The sequence below is a fragment of the Mycobacterium toneyamaense genome (assembly GCF_055384815.1).
This window is the reverse complement of record NZ_AP040333.1, coordinates 253,741-270,796: the sequence shown is the minus strand read 5'-3', so window position 1 is coordinate 270,796 and position 17,056 is coordinate 253,741. Positions and strand designations below refer to the sequence as shown.

Annotated in this window: 17 protein-coding genes and 1 riboswitch; of the genes, 6 read left to right on the top strand and 11 right to left on the bottom strand. The window is 68.7% G+C overall.

The annotated features are described in order from the left end of the window. Complete coding sequence (locus tag ACZ5IQ_RS01240) at positions 1 to 1,686, top strand: PHA/PHB synthase family protein (RefSeq protein ID WP_464480683.1); 1,686 nt, start codon at positions 1 to 3, stop codon at positions 1,684 to 1,686. Further along, the gene (phaZ, locus tag ACZ5IQ_RS01235) at positions 1,683 to 2,498 is read left to right on the top strand and encodes a poly(3-hydroxyalkanoate) depolymerase (protein WP_464480682.1); all 816 of its coding nucleotides are present in this window, start codon (positions 1,683 to 1,685) and stop codon (positions 2,496 to 2,498) included. The genes ACZ5IQ_RS01240 and phaZ overlap by 4 nt, the downstream gene beginning before the upstream one ends. 152 nt (positions 2,499 to 2,650) lie before the next feature. Here phaZ and ACZ5IQ_RS01230 read toward each other — a convergent pair whose 3' ends face one another. The 3 genes from ACZ5IQ_RS01230 to ACZ5IQ_RS01220 all read right to left on the bottom strand — a co-directional run bounded on the left by ACZ5IQ_RS01230 (position 2,651) and on the right by ACZ5IQ_RS01220 (position 5,019). Beyond that, positions 2,651 to 3,007: a helix-turn-helix domain-containing protein gene (locus tag ACZ5IQ_RS01230; RefSeq protein ID WP_234880481.1), complete on the bottom strand. Its 357-nt coding sequence runs from the start codon at positions 3,005 to 3,007 to the stop codon at positions 2,651 to 2,653. Positions 3,008 to 3,278: 271 nt separating this feature from the next. Beyond that, a complete protein-coding gene (locus ACZ5IQ_RS01225) occupies positions 3,279 to 3,992 on the bottom strand; it encodes a VIT1/CCC1 transporter family protein (protein WP_064859348.1) in 714 nt (237 codons plus the stop codon). A 61-nt stretch (positions 3,993 to 4,053) separates the two neighbouring features. Beyond that, positions 4,054 to 5,019, bottom strand: a complete 966-nt coding sequence (locus ACZ5IQ_RS01220) for a TIGR03564 family F420-dependent LLM class oxidoreductase (RefSeq protein WP_212807984.1) — start codon at positions 5,017 to 5,019, stop codon at positions 4,054 to 4,056. Here ACZ5IQ_RS01220 and ACZ5IQ_RS01215 point away from each other — a divergent pair. Further along, positions 5,018 to 6,133 (top strand): TDT family transporter, encoded by a 1,116-nt coding sequence (locus tag ACZ5IQ_RS01215; RefSeq protein ID WP_020103470.1) that lies wholly within the window; start codon positions 5,018 to 5,020, stop codon positions 6,131 to 6,133. The two genes, ACZ5IQ_RS01220 and ACZ5IQ_RS01215, sit on opposite strands and share 2 nt — an antisense overlap. Continuing rightward, a complete protein-coding gene (locus ACZ5IQ_RS01210; RefSeq protein WP_346416500.1) occupies positions 6,130 to 6,453 on the top strand; it encodes a DUF488 domain-containing protein in 324 nt (107 codons plus the stop codon). The genes ACZ5IQ_RS01215 and ACZ5IQ_RS01210 overlap by 4 nt, the downstream gene beginning before the upstream one ends. Positions 6,454 to 6,458: 5 nt before the next feature. On the opposite strand, the gene ACZ5IQ_RS01205 is transcribed toward ACZ5IQ_RS01210, so the two are convergent. The 3 genes from ACZ5IQ_RS01205 to ACZ5IQ_RS01195 form a co-directional block, all read right to left on the bottom strand. Then, positions 6,459 to 6,935, bottom strand: a complete 477-nt coding sequence (locus ACZ5IQ_RS01205) for a MerR family transcriptional regulator (protein WP_346416501.1) — start codon at positions 6,933 to 6,935, stop codon at positions 6,459 to 6,461. A gap of 8 nt (positions 6,936 to 6,943) precedes the next feature. After that, complete coding sequence (locus ACZ5IQ_RS01200; protein ID WP_346416502.1) at positions 6,944 to 7,816, bottom strand: SDR family oxidoreductase; 873 nt, start codon at positions 7,814 to 7,816, stop codon at positions 6,944 to 6,946. Positions 7,817 to 8,088: 272 nt separating this feature from the next. Then, positions 8,089 to 9,390: an acetyl-CoA C-acetyltransferase gene (locus tag ACZ5IQ_RS01195; RefSeq protein ID WP_346416503.1), complete on the bottom strand. Its 1,302-nt coding sequence runs from the start codon at positions 9,388 to 9,390 to the stop codon at positions 8,089 to 8,091. A 147-nt stretch (positions 9,391 to 9,537) separates the two neighbouring features. Between ACZ5IQ_RS01195 and ACZ5IQ_RS01190 the strand changes: the two genes are divergently transcribed. Beyond that, entirely contained in the window at positions 9,538 to 10,887 is a 1,350-nt protein-coding gene (locus ACZ5IQ_RS01190; protein WP_346416504.1) for a 3-oxoacyl-ACP reductase, read from the top strand. Between the two features lie 34 nt (positions 10,888 to 10,921). Continuing rightward, the gene (locus ACZ5IQ_RS01185; RefSeq protein ID WP_464480681.1) at positions 10,922 to 11,764 is read left to right on the top strand and encodes a MaoC/PaaZ C-terminal domain-containing protein; all 843 of its coding nucleotides are present in this window, start codon (positions 10,922 to 10,924) and stop codon (positions 11,762 to 11,764) included. Between the two features lie 177 nt (positions 11,765 to 11,941). Here ACZ5IQ_RS01185 and ACZ5IQ_RS01180 read toward each other — a convergent pair whose 3' ends face one another. The 5 genes from ACZ5IQ_RS01180 to ACZ5IQ_RS01160 form a co-directional block, all read right to left on the bottom strand. Next, the gene (locus ACZ5IQ_RS01180) at positions 11,942 to 12,727 is read right to left on the bottom strand and encodes an ABC transporter ATP-binding protein (protein ID WP_464480680.1); all 786 of its coding nucleotides are present in this window, start codon (positions 12,725 to 12,727) and stop codon (positions 11,942 to 11,944) included. Continuing rightward, entirely contained in the window at positions 12,724 to 13,713 is a 990-nt protein-coding gene (locus tag ACZ5IQ_RS01175) for a FecCD family ABC transporter permease (protein ID WP_073697406.1), read from the bottom strand. The genes ACZ5IQ_RS01180 and ACZ5IQ_RS01175 overlap by 4 nt, the downstream gene beginning before the upstream one ends. A 20-nt stretch (positions 13,714 to 13,733) precedes the next feature. Continuing rightward, complete coding sequence (locus ACZ5IQ_RS01170) at positions 13,734 to 14,741, bottom strand: ABC transporter substrate-binding protein (protein ID WP_464480679.1); 1,008 nt, start codon at positions 14,739 to 14,741, stop codon at positions 13,734 to 13,736. 68 nt (positions 14,742 to 14,809) lie between these two features. Beyond that, a riboswitch (cobalamin riboswitch) is annotated at positions 14,810 to 14,995 on the bottom strand. Between the two features lie 234 nt (positions 14,996 to 15,229). Further along, positions 15,230 to 15,829, bottom strand: a complete 600-nt coding sequence (locus ACZ5IQ_RS01165; protein ID WP_020103459.1) for a TetR/AcrR family transcriptional regulator — start codon at positions 15,827 to 15,829, stop codon at positions 15,230 to 15,232. Positions 15,830 to 15,854: 25 nt separating this feature from the next. Then, positions 15,855 to 17,042, bottom strand: coding sequence for a glycoside hydrolase family 3 N-terminal domain-containing protein (locus ACZ5IQ_RS01160; protein ID WP_464480678.1), 1,188 nt, complete (start codon positions 17,040 to 17,042; stop codon positions 15,855 to 15,857). Positions 17,043 to 17,056 lie beyond the last annotated feature (14 nt).

Below are 17,056 nucleotides of genomic sequence, written 5' to 3'. Positions count from 1 at the left end.
ATGGCAACCCTGCACCCCGACGAGCTCGCGGCACCACTCGACCTGCTCCTGACGAGCGCCACCAAACCGTTCGCCCGCCGGATGCTGCCCGACCAGACCTGGGCCCGGATGGCCGTCAGCCTGGCCAAACAGCCCGGCACTCTGCTGGAGCGTGGCAAGGAGCTGGCCGGCGAGCTCGGCAGCATCGCTTCCGGGGAGTCCGACCGCGTCCCGCAGCGCGCCGACAAGCGCTTCAGCGACCCTGCGTGGCAACAGAATCCGCTACTGCACCGCATCATGCAGGGCTACCTGGCCGCGTCGGACACCGCCGAGAAGCTGTTCTCCGACGCCGACCTGGACTGGCGCGACGAAGCGCGGATGCGGTTCGTCTTCGACAACGCCATCGAAGGCCTGGCGCCCACCAACAACCCGCTGATCAGCCCGCTCGGCTGGAAAGCGATGATCGACACCGGCGGGCTCAGCGCCGTCCGCGGCCTGAAAGCCTTTGCCCGCGACATCATGTCGTCGCCGCGGGTGCCCGCCATGGTCGAGCCGGACGCCTACACCGTCGGCGAGACGGTCGCCGTCACCAAAGGCGCTGTGGTGCTGCAGACCCGGATGTTCGAGCTCATCCAGTACGCACCCCAGACCCCGACCGTGCACACCGTGCCGCTGCTGATGGTGCCGCCGGTGATCAACAAGTACTACATCATGGACATCGCACCCGGGCGCAGCATGATCGAGTACTTCGTGCAGCAGGGCCAGCAGGTGTTCGCGATCTCGTGGCGCAATCCACAAGCCCGGCAAAAGGATTGGGACATCAATGCCTATGGCGCGGCGATCATCGAGGCCATCGATGCGGTACGCGCCATCACCGGGACGGCCGGCACCCATCTGATGGCGAGCTGCTCGGGCGGCATCATCACCGCCATGACCGCGGCACACCTGGCCGAGAGCGGCGACGGCGACAAGGTCGCGAGCCTCACGCTGGCCGTGACGGTGCTGGACCAGGACCGGGCCGGATTCGCCTCTGCCGCAATGAGTGACCGTGCGGCGCAAGCCGCCATCGCCACGTCGGCCCGCAAGGGCTACCTGGACGGCAAGGCCATGGCCGAGATGTTCGCGTGGCTGCGACCGACCGATCTGGTGTGGCGCTACTGGGTGAACAACTACGTGCAGGGCCGCAGCCCCGCGGCGTTCGACGTGCTGTTCTGGAACGCCGACACCACCCGCATGACGGCCGCCCTGCACCGCGACATGGTGATGATGGGCCTGCACAATTCGCTGGTGACTCCAGGCGCGGTGAGCATGCTCGGCACGCCCGTCGACCTGTCCAAGATCACCTGCGACGCCTACGTCATCGGTGGCATCGCCGACCACATCTCGCCGTGGCAGGCCACCTACCGCAGCGCGAAGTTGTTGGGCAGCAAGGACAACCGCTATGTACTGTCCACCAGCGGCCACATCGCGGCACTGGTCAACCCGCCGGGCAACCCGAAGGCGTCGTACCGGATCGGCCAGGTCGCCGACGGAACGCCGGAGGAATGGCTCACCGAGGCCGAGAAGTCCAGCGACTCTTGGTGGCCCGACTACGTCACGTGGCTGGCCGAGCGCAGCGGCGACCACGTCGACGCCCCCAAGACGCTGGGCGCCGATGGCTTCCTCGCCACCGGTCCGGCGCCCGGCACGTACGTGCTGCAGAAATGACGGTCACCGAGCGGTACGTGTCGGTCTGCGGCCAGCGCCTGCGGGTTCGCGTCGACCGCGGTCGCGACATGGGCGCGGTTCCTCTGGTGCTGTGCAACGGCATCGGCGCGAGCCTGGAGGTGCTCGACCCCTTCGTCGAGCACTTGCCGGGCACCGTGATCCGGTTCGACGTGCCCGGCACCGGCGGGTCGCCAACCTCCTTCGCGCCCTACGGCTTTCCCTACCTGGCCTGGGTGCTGGGCCGGCTGCTGAACAAGCTGGGGTTCACCGTGGTCGACATCCTGGGCCTGTCCTGGGGTGGGGCGCTGGCGCAGCAATTCGCATTCCAGAACCCGCGCCGCTGCCGGCGGCTGGTGCTGGTGGCCACCGGGACGGGCGCGGTGATGGTGCCCGGGCATCCGCGCGTGCTCGCGAAAATGGTTACGCCGAAGCGGTTCTCGAATGCCGCGTACGCCGCCTCGATCGCCGGTGAACTCTACGGTGGCACCGTGCGGCAGCACGGCGACGACATCGCCAAGCTGTTCCTGCAGCAGCTGCACGCCGGCTCGAAGGTCGGCTACGTGCATCAACTGCTGGCCGGCGCGGTGTGGACGAGCATCCACGCGCTGCCTGCGGTCCGTCAGGAAACGCTGATCGTGGCGGGCACCGACGACCCGATCATCCCCGTCGCCAACGCCCGCATCATGGATTTCCTACTACCGCACTCGCACCTGCATCTGCACTCCGGCGGGCACGTCGACCTCATCACCAATGCCGGCGAGCTGGCTCCGGTGATCACCCAGTTCCTCAACGAGCCCGGGGCACGCGCCTGACCGGGTGCCGCGGCGCCGCCCGGTGGAGCTCTCTCCCTCGGCACATGCGATCTGGAGCGGTCAACTTTCCTTGACCGTCAAGGCAAGTTGACCGCTCCCGGCGAGAGTTCTGTAGAGAGACAGTCCCTCCGGCCCCGTCCCCTCGGCAAACCTCAGCCGGCCCGGTCTCGGAACCGGCTGTGCAGCGCCTGCTTGGAGACGCCGAGAACCCTCGCTATCTCGGGCCACGTCCACCCAGCAGCCCGAGCCCGAACGACGGCCTGGTCGTAGCGCTCCTTCGCGGCGTCCAGCCCGTCGCGCGCTTCGGCCAACGCGCGCAAGCTGTTTCCACTGTAGAAATCGGCCAGCACCGGATCGGGTTCGGGTTCGGGCTCCTCGAACACGTCGTCATCGGGCACGTCGTCGTAGATGCCATTGAGGGCGCGGTAGGCATCCTCCTCGCCCAGGAGATTCACCAGCGCACGACGACCCAGCTCACGCATGTACGGGTCGTCACTCGGTCCACCCATGTTTCCCTCCCCAGAGATGTTCGGGAAGTATGCGCCCGGGCACCGACAGCTTCTGCGGACGAGCACCTGTCTCTGGGACATGTTCGATCTGGTCCGGTCAACTTGCATTGACGGTCAACGAAAGTTGACCGTGCCAAATCGCATGTGCCGCAGGAGAGGCGACACGCCAATGCCCGACACGCCGACGACCGCAGGCAAAGGCGGTGGGCGGATCGGACAGGCTCAGGCGGCGCGGGCCGGACAGGCTCAGGCGTCGGTCGGGGGGCGGGGCTCAGGCGACGACGCCGCCGACCAGATGGCCGACGAGGTAGGTGGCGCTCAGGGCCAGCGCACCACCGATGACGTTGCGTGCCACGGCCTTTCCGACCGGCGCACCGCCGAGCCGGGCCGACACCACGCCGGTGATCGCCAACGCCAGCAGCACCGCGAACATGGTGACCGGAACGCGGAGCGTCGTCGGCGGCAGCAGGATCGCCACCAACGGCAACAACGCGCCGATGGTGAACGACACCGCCGACGAGAAGGCCGCCGCCCATGGGTTGGCCAGATCGCCTGGCGTGATGCCCAACTCGACGACCGCGTGCGCGGCGAACGCGTTGTGGTCGGTGAGTTCCTCGGCCGCGGTCCGCGCCGTCGACACCGACAGACCACGCCCTTCCAACAGTCCGGCCAATTCATCGAGCTCGGCGGCCGGGTCTTCCTTGAGCTCGCGCTTCTCCTTGGCCAGCAAGGCCTGTTCGGTGTCGCGCTGCGAGCTCACCGACACGTACTCGCCCAGCGCCATCGATATCGCGCCGGCCACCAGACCAGCCATACCGGCGGTGAAGATCGGCCCGCGCTCGGCCGTCGCGGCCGCGACACCGACGACGATGCCGGCAGTCGACACGATGCCGTCATTGGCACCGAGTACGCCGGCGCGCAACCAGTTCAGCTTCGACGCAACCGAACCCGCGTGGGGCTCGGCGTCATGGGACGAGATCGCCATTCCTGCAACGCTATGCGGGCGCGCGGCGATCCGCCAGCCAATGAAGCCTTGCCAAACCTGCTCAGGATTCCAGTTTTTTGAGCACCGCACGGGTGCGGGCCCGGCCTTCGGCCGACGGGTCGAATGTCACGCCGACGTATTCGTCGACCCCGGCGGCTTCCAATTCGGCCAGGCGGTCGCGCACCGTCTGCTCGTCGCCGATGATCGCGATGTCCTCCGGGCCGGCGTAGCCCTCACGGTCGAGCATGGCGCGGTACGACGGCAGGTGACCGTAGATGGCGAACTGCTCGGCGGCCTGCTTGCGGGCGCTGTCGACGTCGTCGGTCACGGCAACCGGAATGGCCGCGACGACGCGGACCGCATCGGCGCGGCCGGCGTCGGCAGCGGCTTGGCGCAACGTCGGACCGACGTGGCCCGCAAGGGTTTTCGGCCCGGTCATCCAGGTGACGGTGCCCGACGACCGGCGTCCGGCGATCTGCAACAGCTTCGGTCCGAGCGCGGCGATGTACACCGGCGGCGTCGGGGCACCGGGGATGATCAGCGCGCCGCGCGTGGTCACCGTCTCGCCGGTGGCGTCGGCCTTCTCGCCGTTCAACAGCGGCAACAGGCCGTCCAGGTATTCGTTGAGCCGGCGGACCGGCTTGTCCCACGGGATACCCCACATGCCCTCGGTGACGGCCTGGTGCGTCATGCCGAGCCCGAGCAGCAGGCGGCCGCCCGTCATCTGGCTGATGGTCAGCGCCCGCTGTGCCAACAGCATCGGGAGCTGATTCTGGATGGGCAGCACGCCGGTGCCGACCTCGATGCCGTCGACCTCACGCAGGCCGACCGTGAGCACCGTGAGAAGGTCCGGCTCGTAAGGCATCTGGGCGAACCAGGCCCGGCGAAATCCCTCGTCACGCAACTGGGCGAGGTACGCGACGGTGTCGTCGACGGGCGATTTGAGACCACTCAACGAACCGAAAATGCTGATCTGCACGGGATGCTCCTTGAGGCCGGTTTGGGTCACCTGTGAGTATCGAACCATGACGACCGACGGACCAGAGACTGCCCGGCTGCAATATTTCGGACCCAACTGGTTCGCCTCGGTGATGGGGACGGGCATCGTCGCCACCGCGGCCGCGTCGCTGCCGGTGCATCTGCCCGGACTCCGGGGTTTCGCCGAAGGGGTGTGGGTGATCGCCACCGCCCTGCTGGTGCTGCTGATCGTCGCGGTGTCGGTGCAGTGGGTGCGTCACCCCACGGTGGCGCGCAGCCAGGTGCGCAACCCGCAGATGACGCACTTCTACGGTGCGGCGCCGATGGCGCTGATGACCGTCGGCCTCGGGGCCCTGCTGATCGGCAAGGACCTGATCGGCACGCGTTTCGCCGTCGATCTCGACTGGATTCTGTGGACCGCGGGCACCATCGGCGGCCTGTTCACCGCGATGACCATCCCGTTCCTCATGTTCACCCAGCTCGAGGTCGGGCCGGACGCCGCGTTCGGTGGTTGGCTGATGCCCGTCGTGCCGCCCATGGTGTCGGCGGCCTCGGGCGCATTGCTGCTGCCGCACCTGCCGCCGGGCACGGCCCGCACCACGATGTTCTACGGCTGCTTCGCGATGTTCGGGCTGTCGCTGATCGCGGCGCTGATCATCATCACGATGATCTGGAGCCGGCTGGCGCACTACGGCACCTCGGGGTCGGCCCGCGTGCCGACACTCTGGATCGTGCTGGGTCCGCTGGGGCAGGGCATCACCGCCGCCGGGCTGCTGGGGACGGCGGCGGCCTCGGCCATCAGCCCGGAGCTGGCGTCGGGCATGAACATCTTCGCCGTGCTGTTCGGCGTCCCGGTATGGGGCTTCGCCGTGCTGTGGATCAGCCTCGCCAGCGCCTTGACGGTGCGCACAATGCGCCGCGGCATGCCGTTTGCACTGACGTGGTGGAGCCTGACCTTCCCTGTCGGCACGTTCGTCACCGGCACGTCGCAACTCGCCGCACACACCGGGCTGCCGGCGTTCCGCGTCGCCGCCGTCGTCGCGTACGTCTTTCTGCTGTGCACCTGGGCGCTGGTCGCGGTACGGACGTTGCGTGGCAGTGTCGGAGGCAGCCTGTTCACCCCACCGCCTGCTCCGGCAGCCATCCACAAGGACCCGAAATGATCGACACTGCTCGGGTGTACGACCCGGTTGATCCCGCCCAGCCGCCCCGGGTGACCGTCGACCGGTTGTGGCCCAGGGGAATTCCCAAGGAGGACCCGCGGGTCGGCACCTGGATGCCGCACGTCGCACCGTCGAACGAAGTGCGCAAGTGGTACCACGCGCATCCCGGCGAGTTCGACAAGTTCGCCGCCGACTACCGGGCAGAGTTGGCCGACTCGGAGGAGCTGGCCAAGCTGCGATCGATGGGTCCGGTGACCCTGACCACCTCGGCCAAGGACGTCTCGATCAGCCACGTCGCCGTGCTCGCGGCGCTGCTCTAGACCCGTCAGCAGGTGTCGCCGGTGGTGCCGCCGTAGGTGGCGATCTTGTACTCGGTGGCCGCCAGCGAAAGCGTGAGTTCACGGATCTGGCGGCGGATGGTGTCGCGATGTTCCAGCAGCATGTCGAGTCGTTCGGGCACCGTCTGCTCTCCGCTGTCCACGAGCGCGATGTAGTGCTGCAGATCTCGAATGGCCATGCCGGACAAGCGCATCCGGGTCAGGAAGACGAGTCGGCGCACCGCCTCGGGCGGGTATACGCGGTGGCCGCTGCTGTCGCGGTCGACCTCGACCAGGCCGGCGCGTTCGTAATAGCGCAGGGTGTGTGCGGAGACGTCGAGCAGGTCGGCAACCTCGGCAATGGTCATGGGCTCGCTGAGGCCCTCGGTGTCGGCGAGCCGGTGGATGACCTCGATCGACATCGGTCCGTCCATCTCGCCGAGTGCGGCAAGTGCCCGGCTCATCAGTTCGTCGGTGGAGGACATACTCGATACTAGATCGGCCGCGATGAGGCGGCGCTGTCCGCGAAGTCGGCGCTGCGGGCCAGCGCGGCCCACCGGCCGACTTCGTCCAGACCGCGTTGGTAGGTGGTCGTGAGCCGCTCGACGGCCTCGGCACCGAGTGGCAGCCGCAGCGGCACGTCCTCGGAGCGGACCAGGGAGACGATGATCTGCGCGGCCGCGGCGGGGTCGCCTTCCTGCTTCCCGTCCGCGCCGGCCATGTCGGCGCGTACCGCGGCCAGGACGTCCCGGTAGGTCGACGAGGCGTCGGTGAAGTCGAGCACGTCGGCCGCGTTGAAGGCGGTGCGGAACCGGCTCGGCTCGACCAGCATCACCCGGATCCCGAACGGCGCGACCTCGCCGGCCAAGGCCTCCGACCAGCCCTCCAGAGCGAACTTCGACGCCGAGTACGTCGAGACGCCGGGGAACGACATCCGGCCGCCCTGACTGCTCATCTGGACGATCGTCCCGCTGCCCTGCGCCCGCATGACCGGTAACGCCGCGCGCACCAGGGCGGCGGGACCGAACAGATGCAGGTCCATCAGGTCGCGCAGCTGCGCGTCGGCGACTTCCTCGGCGGCGCCGACGATGGCCCGCCCGGCGTTGTTCACCAGGACGTCGAGGCGACCGTAACGGTCGACTGCCGCCTGGACGAGCGTGGCGGCTTCGCTGGTGTCACGGGCATCGAAGGCGACGGCGGTGAAGCGGTCACCGTAGGCGGCGCCCAGGTCGGCCACGCTGACGGGATTGCGGACTGCGGCGACGACCTGATCGCCCCCGGCAAGGGCGGCCTCGGCCAGTGCGCGTCCGAGACCCTTCGAGGCTCCGGTGATGACCCAGGTCTGTGCTGGCGTAGCTGTTGTCATGGCGCTGACGCTAGGAGTTTGAGCGCGCTCGAACGCAAGCCCGTGCGCCAGGGATTTGTGCACGAAAATCCGCGGGGGGGCGCGGAAAATCGTGCACAAATCCCCACGGGAAAACGAGAGTGCCCCGTGCCTCCGTCAGGTCGGGGGTCAGACGGAAACACGAGGCACTATGGGTATCGCTGCGGTTTCACGGGGCGTTACAGGCCCGGCGAAATTGGTGGAAATGGCCGCAAAACCGCTGGTCCAGCGGCCATTTCCCGCACGTTCGAGGCTCAGGCCTCCAGGATGGCCGTGACGCCCTGGCCACCCGCGGCGCAGATGGAGATCAGGCCGCGCACCGGCTTGCCGGTCTCCTTCTTCTTCTCGGCGAGCTGCTTGGCCAGCTGGGCCACGATGCGGCCGCCGGTCGCGGCGAACGGATGCCCGGCCGCCAGCGACGAGCCGTTGACGTTGAGCTTCGACCGGTCGATCGAGCCCACGGGCGCGTCCAGGCCGAGGCGGCCCTTGCAGTACTCGGGCGACTCCCAGGCCGCCAGCGTCGCCAGCACGACCGAGGCGAAGGCCTCGTGGATCTCGTAGAAGTCGAAGTCCTGCAGCGTCAGGCCGTTGCGGGCCAGCAGGCGCGGCACGGCGTAGGTCGGGGCCATGAGCAGGCCGTCGGGTCCGTTGACGTAGTCGACGGCGGCGGTCTCGGAGTCGACGAAGTAGGCCAGCACCGGGATGTCGTGCTCGGCGGCCCACTCGTCGGTCGACAGCAGCGCCACCGACGCGCCGTCGGTCAGCGGGGTCGAGTTGCCGGCGGTCATGGTGGCGTCGCCCAGCTTCACGCCGAAGACCGGCTTGAGCTTGGCGAGCTTCTCGGTCGACGAGTCGGCCCGCAGGTTGTTGTCGCGGTACAGGCCCAGGAACGGGCTGACCAGGTCGTCGAAGAAGCCGCGGTCGTAGGCGGCGGCCATGTTCTGGTGGCTGGCGGCGGCCAGGGCGTCCTGGTCGGTGCGCTTGACGCCCATCTCCTTGGCGGTCTGGGCGGCGTGCTCGCCCATCGACAGGCCGGTGCGGGCCTCGCTGTTGACCGGGATGTCCACGCCGAGGGCGGCGGGCAGCTTGCCGACGAGCTTCAGCCGGTCGACGTTCGACTTGGCACGGCGCAGGCTCAGCAGCACGCGGCGCAGGTCGTTGCCGAGGGCGATGGGCGCGTCCGACGCGGTGTCGACGCCACCGGCCGCGGCCACCTGGTACCGGCCGGCAGCAATGCCGTCAGCGGCCGCGATGGCCGACTGCAGACCGGTGCCGCAGGCCTGCTGCAGGTCGAAGGCCGGCGTGTAGGGCGACAGCGAGGTGCCGAGCACACATTCGCGCATGAGATTGAAATCACGGCTGTGCTTGAGGACGGCGCCGCCGATCACCATGTCGAGCTTCTCGCCCTTGAGGTTGAAGCGGTCGATCAGACCGTCCAGGGCCGCGGTGAACATGTCCTGGTTGGAGGCGTTTGCGTACGCGCCGTCGGATCGCGCGAAGGGAATGCGGTTACCACCCAGGACGGCCACGCGGCGGCGGCTGTTGGTCTCGGCCACGGTTTTTCTCCAGTTCGGTTTGACGTTGGATGACTGAGGCAAGATGTTGCTTGACGCCTATATTACCCACCGTTCTTACTCTGGAGTAAGTTCGTCTCTGACAAGACGGTTCCGTCTATACGACATACGTCCGCAGAAAGGTCCGCAATGGCTGACGTCCTCTCCCAAGTCCTCACCTCCGGTCCCGGTTCGTTCCTGGCCAAGCAGCTCGGCGTACCCCAGCCCCAGCCGCTGCGCCGCTACAAGGCCGGCGAGCCCCCGCTGGCCGGCCCCCTCCTGATCGGTGGCGAAGGCCGCGTGGCCGAGCCGCTGCGCGCGGCCCTCGCCGACGACTACGAGCTCGTGGGCAACAACGTCGGCGGCCGCTGGGCCGACTCGTTCGGTGGCCTGCTGTTCGACGCCACCGGCATCACCAAGCCCGAGCAGCTCAAGCAGCTCCACCAGTTCTTCACCCCCGTGCTGCGCAACCTCGCCGCCAACAGCCGCGTCGTCGTCGTCGGCACCACGCCCGACGAGACCGACAGCATCGATGAGCGCATCGCCCAGCGTGCCCTCGAAGGCTTCACCCGCTCGCTCGGCAAGGAGCTGCAGCGCGGCGCCACCATCGGGCTCGTCTACCTGTCGGCCAAGGCCGCGCCCGCCGCCTCGGGCATCGAGTCGACCATCCGCTTCCTGCTGTCGGGCAAGTCGGCGTACGTCGACGGCCAGGTGTTCTACGTCGGCGCCGCCGACTCCGTCGCCCCGGCCGATTGGGACAAGCCGCTGGCCGGGAAGGTCGCACTCGTGACCGGTGCCGCCCGCGGCATCGGCGCCGAGATCGCCCGCGTGTTCGCGCGCGACGGCGCGTCCGTCGTCGCCATCGACGTCCCGCAGGCCGCTGACGCACTGGCCGAGACCGCCGCCGCGGTCGGTGGCACCGCGCTGGCCCTGGACGTGACGGCCGACGACGCCGTCGCCCAGATCGTCGCGCATCTCACCGAGCACCACGGTGGCAAGGCCGACGTCCTCGTCAACAACGCCGGCATCACCCGCGACAAGCTGCTCGCCAACATGGACGACGCCCGCTGGGACTCGGTCATCGCCGTGAACCTGCTTGCGCCGCAACGTCTTGCGCGGGGGCTGGTGGAGAACGGCACCATCGGCGAGGGCGGACGCATCGTGGGCCTGTCGTCGATGGCCGGTATCGCCGGTAACCGCGGCCAGACCAACTACGCCGCCACCAAGGCCGGCATGATCGGCATGACCGACGCGTTCGCCCCGGTGTTCGGCGAGAAGGGCGTCACCATCAACGCCGTCGCGCCGGGCTTCATCGAGACCAAGATGACCGACGCCATCCCGCTGGCCACCCGCGAGGTGGGCCGCCGCCTCAACTCGCTGTTCCAGGGCGGCCTGCCGGTCGACGTCGCCGAGCTGATCGCCTACTTCGCCAGCCCCGCCTCGAATGCCGTGACCGGCAACACGATTCGGGTCTGCGGCCAGGCCCTGTTGGGCGCGTGATGAGCGCTTGCGCGAAGAACAGGAGGCAGTAGTCATGGCGCAACCGAACGGATTGTTGAACATGGCGCGGGCGGTGGCGGGTGCGCTGCCGTTCGTGTCGCGGGGTTCCACCTTGCCGGCCCGCACCGTGACGGTGTCGGGCCTGACCATCGACCCGAAGAATGTCGCCGAGTACGCCGCGGTGACCGGGCTGCGGTTCGGCGACACCGTGCCGCTGACGTACCCGTTCGCACTGACCTTCCCGACCATGATGTCGCTGGTCACCGGGTTCGATTTCCCGTTCGCCGCAATGGGTTCGGTGCACATCGAGAACCACATCACCCAGCACCGGCCCATCAAGGTGACCGACGAACTGGACATCGCGGTGCGCGCGGAGAACCTGCGCGAGCACCGCAAGGGCCTGCTGGTCGACATCATCACCGACATCAAGGTCGGCAATGACCTGGTGTGGAACCAGGTCACGACGTTCCTGCACCAGCAGCGGACCAGCCTGTCCGGCGGGCCGAAGCCCGAGCCGGTCAAGCAGCCGAAGCTGCCGCCGCCCAATGCGGTCATCAGCATCACGCCGGGCCAGATTCGGCACTACGCCGATGTCGGCGGCGACCACAACCCGATCCACACCAGCTCGATCGGCGCCAAGCTGTTCGGCTTCCCGACCGCTATAGCGCACGGGATGTTCAGCGCTGCAGCGGTTCTGGCCAACATCGAAGGCCAGCTACCCGATGCCGTTCGATACTCCGTGAAGTTCGGCAAGCCCGTGCTGCTGCCGGCCAAGGTGGGGCTGTACGTCGAGCCCATCGACGGCGGCTGGGAGCTGGCGCTGCGCAACCTGTCGAAGGGTTACCCGCACCTGACGGCGACGGTCACCGAGCTGTAGCTCTCGTCGCGCGCCCGGGCGTCTCGGCTCTCCTGCGGCACTTGTGATTTGGAGCCGTCAACTTTCCATGACCCGTCGGGAAAGTTGACGGCTCCAGCCGAAACATGTTGGGAGACCGGGCTCAAAGCTCGCAATCAACGTGACGTTGATCGAGTAGGTTCAGTGGATTCTCGCGACCTACCTCGGGCTCGGCGACCCAGGCGGGAGGAGGTGGACCACCGGGCGGCCGGTGTCGTCGACCGTGACCCGGGCCGCAACACCGTAGACCGACGAAATCAGCTCAGCGGTAAGGACTTCGGCGGGTGCCCCGGCCGCGACAACCCGCCCTTTGTCGAGCACGACCAGCCGGTCGCAGAACAACGCCGCCAGCGTCAGGTCGTGCAGCGTCACCACCGCCGTCACCGGCAGCGCGCGGATCAGCGCCATCAGCTCAAACTGGTGCCGGATATCAAGGTGGTTGGTGGGCTCGTCGAGCAGCAACTCGCGGGGCTCCTGGGCCAGCGCCCGGGCGATCTGCACCCGCTGCTGCTCACCACCGGACAGCGTGCGCCAATCCCGGTCGCGCAGGGCTGTCGTCTCGGTCTGGTGCAGGGCGCGCTCGACGGCGCGGCAGTCGGCCTCGGTGTCACCAGACCAGATGCCGCGGTGCGGAATTCGGCCCAGCCGCACGATCTGGCCGACGGTCAGGTCGAGCTCGGTGCTGACCTGCTGCTCGACCACCGCGACCCGTTGCGCCACCGCGCGACGACGATGACCGGCGAGCGGACGTCCGTCGAGCAGCACGGCACCAGTGTCGGGATGCCGTAGCCCGGCCAGCAACCGCAACAGCGACGACTTGCCGGCGCCGTTGGGCCCGAGCAGCCCCAGCGTCTCACCGTCGGCCACGACCAGCGACACCCCGTCGATGACGAGCCGACCGCCCGTCGACCAGCTGACGGATTCAGCGGCGAGCCCGCTCGTCATCGAAACCTCCGGCGCCGAGCCAGAATCCACATGAAGATCGGCACACCGACGAGCGCCGTCACCACGCCGACCGGCAACTCCTGCGGCGCGAATACGGTGCGGGCGGCGGCGTCGACCCAGACCATGAAGATGGCGCCGGTGATCGCGGTGACAGGCAACAGCCGGCGGTGCGACGGCCCGACGATCATCCGGGCCGCGTGCGGCAACACCAGCCCGACGAAACCGATTGCGCCGGCGGCGCTCACCAGCACGGCCGTCAGGAGAGCCGTCGTCGCCAACAAGACGGCGCGCACGCGCCGCACCGAGACACCCAGCGCGGCGGCCGCATCATGGCCGAACGCGAACGCGTCCAAGGCATCTGACTGCAGCCAGCAGATGGCCAGGCACGCCGCGCACACCAGACCGCACAGTGCCACCTGAGACCAGCTCGCCCCGGCCAGCGAGCCGAGCAACCAGAACAGCACCCCGCGGGTCTGCTGCGCGTCGGCGGAGGAGAAGACGACCAAGGCGGTCGTTGCCGAAAAGAGCTGAGTGCCGGCGACCCCGGCCAGCACCACCCGGTCCGGCCCGCCGCCGGACACCGCGGCGAGGGCCAGCACGAGCACGAACGCGAGCACCGCACCGACGAACGCCCCGCCCGACAGCGTCAGGGCGCCACCGATCCCCGCGACGACGACCAGCACCGCTCCCGTGGACGCACCGGACGAGATGCCCAGCATGAACGGGTCGGCCAGCGGGTTGCGCATCAGCGACTGCAGGATCGCGCCGCAGATCGCCAGGCCCGCGCCGCAGATCGCGGCGAGCAACGCGCGGGGCAGTCGCAATTCCCAGACGATGCCGTCATCGATCGGCGGGATGTCGGCGGCGCGTCCCCAAAGATGTTGCGCGACGACGGCATACACGTCACCCACGCCGAGGTCGGCCGGCCCGATGACCATGGCCGCCACGATCGACAGCACCAGCCCGACCAGGCCGAGCGCCACCATCCCGGCGGTGCGCACCGCCGTCAGGACTTCCCGCCCAGTCCGAATGCGCGGAGCCCGGACGCGACGGTCTCGACGGCGTCGACGTTGCGCAGCGACGGATCCATCGCGCTGGCCGGCAAGATGATCCACCGCTTCTCCCGCACGGCCTTCAACTTGCTTGCGGCCGGGTCGGTTTCGAGGAACTTGATCTTGTCGGCGACGCTGTCGCCGTCCTTGCCCCGGGTGAGGTCGGCGAGGACCAGCATGTCGGGGTCACGCTGCAGGATGGCCTCCCACGAAATCTCGGGCCACAACTGCCTGCTGTCGGCGAACGCGTTGCGCGCCCCGACCGCGGTGGTGATGATGCCGGGCGCTCCGCAGCAGCCCGCGATGTACGGAGTTCTGGTACCGGCGTACCACCACATCAGGGAGACACCGTCGGCCCTGAGACCGATGGTTGCGGTCGCCATGCGCGCCCGCAACGTCGACACCAGCTTGTCCCCGCGCTCTGAAACCCCGAAAATCCGGGCGACATCGGCGATTTCGGCATACATGTCGTCGAGCGTCAACGCCCGCGCCTGCGGCGCGTCCTGACCGCCGCACTCACTGGAGGACTGATACGTCGGCACCCCGAGGCGCTCGAACCGCTCCCGTGGGGCGACGCCCTGATCGGTGAACGACCAGTCGAACGTCGCATAGACGAAGTCGGGCTTCTCTGCCAGTACCCGCTCGAACGACGGGAAATCCCGGCTCAGCACAGGCACTTTGGCGTTGTCGGCGGCGAGGTCGGGCCGGACGTCATCGCTCCAGGACGCGGTGCCGGCCATCCGGTCGGCGAGCCCGAGCGCCAGGAGCAGCTCGCTGGCCGGCTGGTTGATCGAAACCGCGCGCTGCGGCGGCGATTTCACCGTCACCGTGCGTCCGCAGTTCTGCAGCGTGACGGGATAGCCGGCGGTTCCAGCGTTGACGGTTCCTGTCGCCCGCGGTCCGCTACACGAGCAGACGAGCGAAACAACCAGCGAGACAAGCAGAATGGTACGTCGAGACACGGCGGCGCCTTCCGATCCGGGACTCAGGTCGCGGAGTCCATGCGTGGGCGGGACCTCGCGCCGCCAGGCCGCGAGAACCCGAGCCAGCAGGTCTTCGGACTCGGGATCATCCAGGCCGGAGCGCCTTCCCAGCCCACGTGGGGCCAGTGGCCATTGCTCCGCCTGTCCCCCTTACCGCTGCGCGTCAGTTCCGGTTTCGCACCGGATTCCCTGACCCAACCGCGTTGGGTTCGACTGGCTCGAATCGGACCATACCAGCGCCGTCGCGAACCGTGCCGCCGGCGTGTCGTCCTCTCCTGTGGCACATGCGATTTGGAGTGGTCAACTTTCCTTGACGCGTCAGGGAAAGTTGACGGCTCCCAGCGAAAGGCACCAAGGGAGAGAGCCCCGGGACGGGCTGCCGGTCCGCGAATGTGCGACCAGATCGCCAGAATCGCTGGGAGGGCGATCTGTGTGCACCGTCGCGGCGCCGCGGGAGCGCGAGAAACCTACGACTCGGCGCGCTTGCCCTTCAGGCCGCGCCAGAAGAGGTTGATCATCAGCTCGGTGGCGTCGTTGACGTCGGTGTCGCCGGCACTGACGCGGGACGCGATGGCCTCACCCGCACCCACCAGGGCCACGGCCATCATCTCGAAGTCGCTGTCCGGCTCCGGGTTTCGGGTACCCGCGCTGAGCAGCCGCGCCACCAGGTCGATGATCTTCTCGCGACCCTCACGCACGGTGTGGGCGAACGCCTGCGAGCTGGTGGCCTGCGTGTAGAGCACGATCCACGACGCCCGATTTCGGTCGATGTACGTCATGAACGACAGCACGGCGTTGCGCAGCAGGTCGCGCGGGCTCTGCGCGAAGTTGATGTCCGCGCGGACGGTGTCGACGAAGCGCGTCAGCTCCCGGTCCAGGCACGCCGCGAACAGCTCTTCCTTCGAGCCGTAGTAGAGGTACAGCATCGGCTTGGAGATCTCGGCCTGCGCGGCGATCGCGTCCATCGAGGTCTCGTGATAGCCGTTCACCGAGAACATCTGCACGGCGGCGTCGAGCATCTGCTGTTCGCGGACGGCCCGCGGCAGCCGCTTGGTTCCACCTGCCATCAGATCAGGGTATGCAACGAGCGGCCTACTTCACGCATTTCGCGCCCGGCCCCTTCATGCCCGCCACCCGCAGCACCGACTTGTCGACCTGCGCCTGGTCCAGCTGCCCGGCCTGCACCGCCGCCTCCAGCTTGTCGAGCACGTCCGGGATGCCGTCGGTGGTGATCCACAGCGCGACGTCCGCGCCGGCCTGCAGCGCCTTGAGCGCCGCGTCGGCCACGCCGAAGTGCTGGGTGATGGCGGCCATGCCGGTCAGGTCGTCGGTGAACACCACGCCGTCGAACGGCGGGCCGCCGTACTCGCCGCTGCGCAGCAGGTCGTAGGCCGGCTTGCTCAGGCTGGCCGGGTCGTCGCCCTGCGTCAGTCCCGGCACCTGCAGGTGGCCGACCATCACAGCGACGGGCTGCTGCGTCGTCAGCGTCCGGTACGGCACCAGGTCGTTGTCTTTGAGCGCCTCCAGCGGCGGCGTCTTGACGCCGCCGGTGTGCGAGTCGCCCGAGCCGTGCCCGTGTCCCGGGAAGTGCTTGAGCACCGGGACGAGCCCCGCCTCACGCAGCCCCGCGGCGTACGCACCGGCGTACTCGGTCACCTTCTGCGGGTCCGCGCCGAACGAGCGGTCGCCGATGACCTCGTCGTCGGCCTCTTCGGTGACGTCGGCGTCGGGCGCGAAGTCGACGGTGATGCCGAACTTGTCCTTCATCTGCTGCCCGCGGTCCTTGGCGATGGCCTGAACCTCGGCCGGGGTCTTGGTCGCCGCCAGCACGCGCGCCGACTCCTGCGGGCCGATCAGCTTCTTCAGCCGGGACACCCGGCCGCCCTCCTCGTCGATGCTGACCGCCAGCGGCAGCGCCCCGGATGCGGCCTGCAGCGCCGGGATCGAGCCGTCCGACAGCATCGACAAATCCGTCCAGCTGCCGATGAAGATGCCGCCGACCTGCTGCTGCGTCACCGCGGCGCGGGCATCGGCGGCGTCCTTGACACCCACCATGAGCAGCTGGGCCAGCTTCTGGCGCAGGGTGAGCGTGCTGAGCAGCGCGTGCGGATCGCACGGCGGGGCGGTCGGTGCGGGCGCGTCCATCGGCTTGCTCGAGGACGCGGTGCTGGAGGCCTGGCTGGACGTACTGGACGCGGCCGGACGGTCGGACGACGACGAGCAACCGGCGACCAATCCGGACACCAGTGCCAGCGCGCCGAGGGTTCGGGTCAGGGACATGGGTTTCGAGCCTA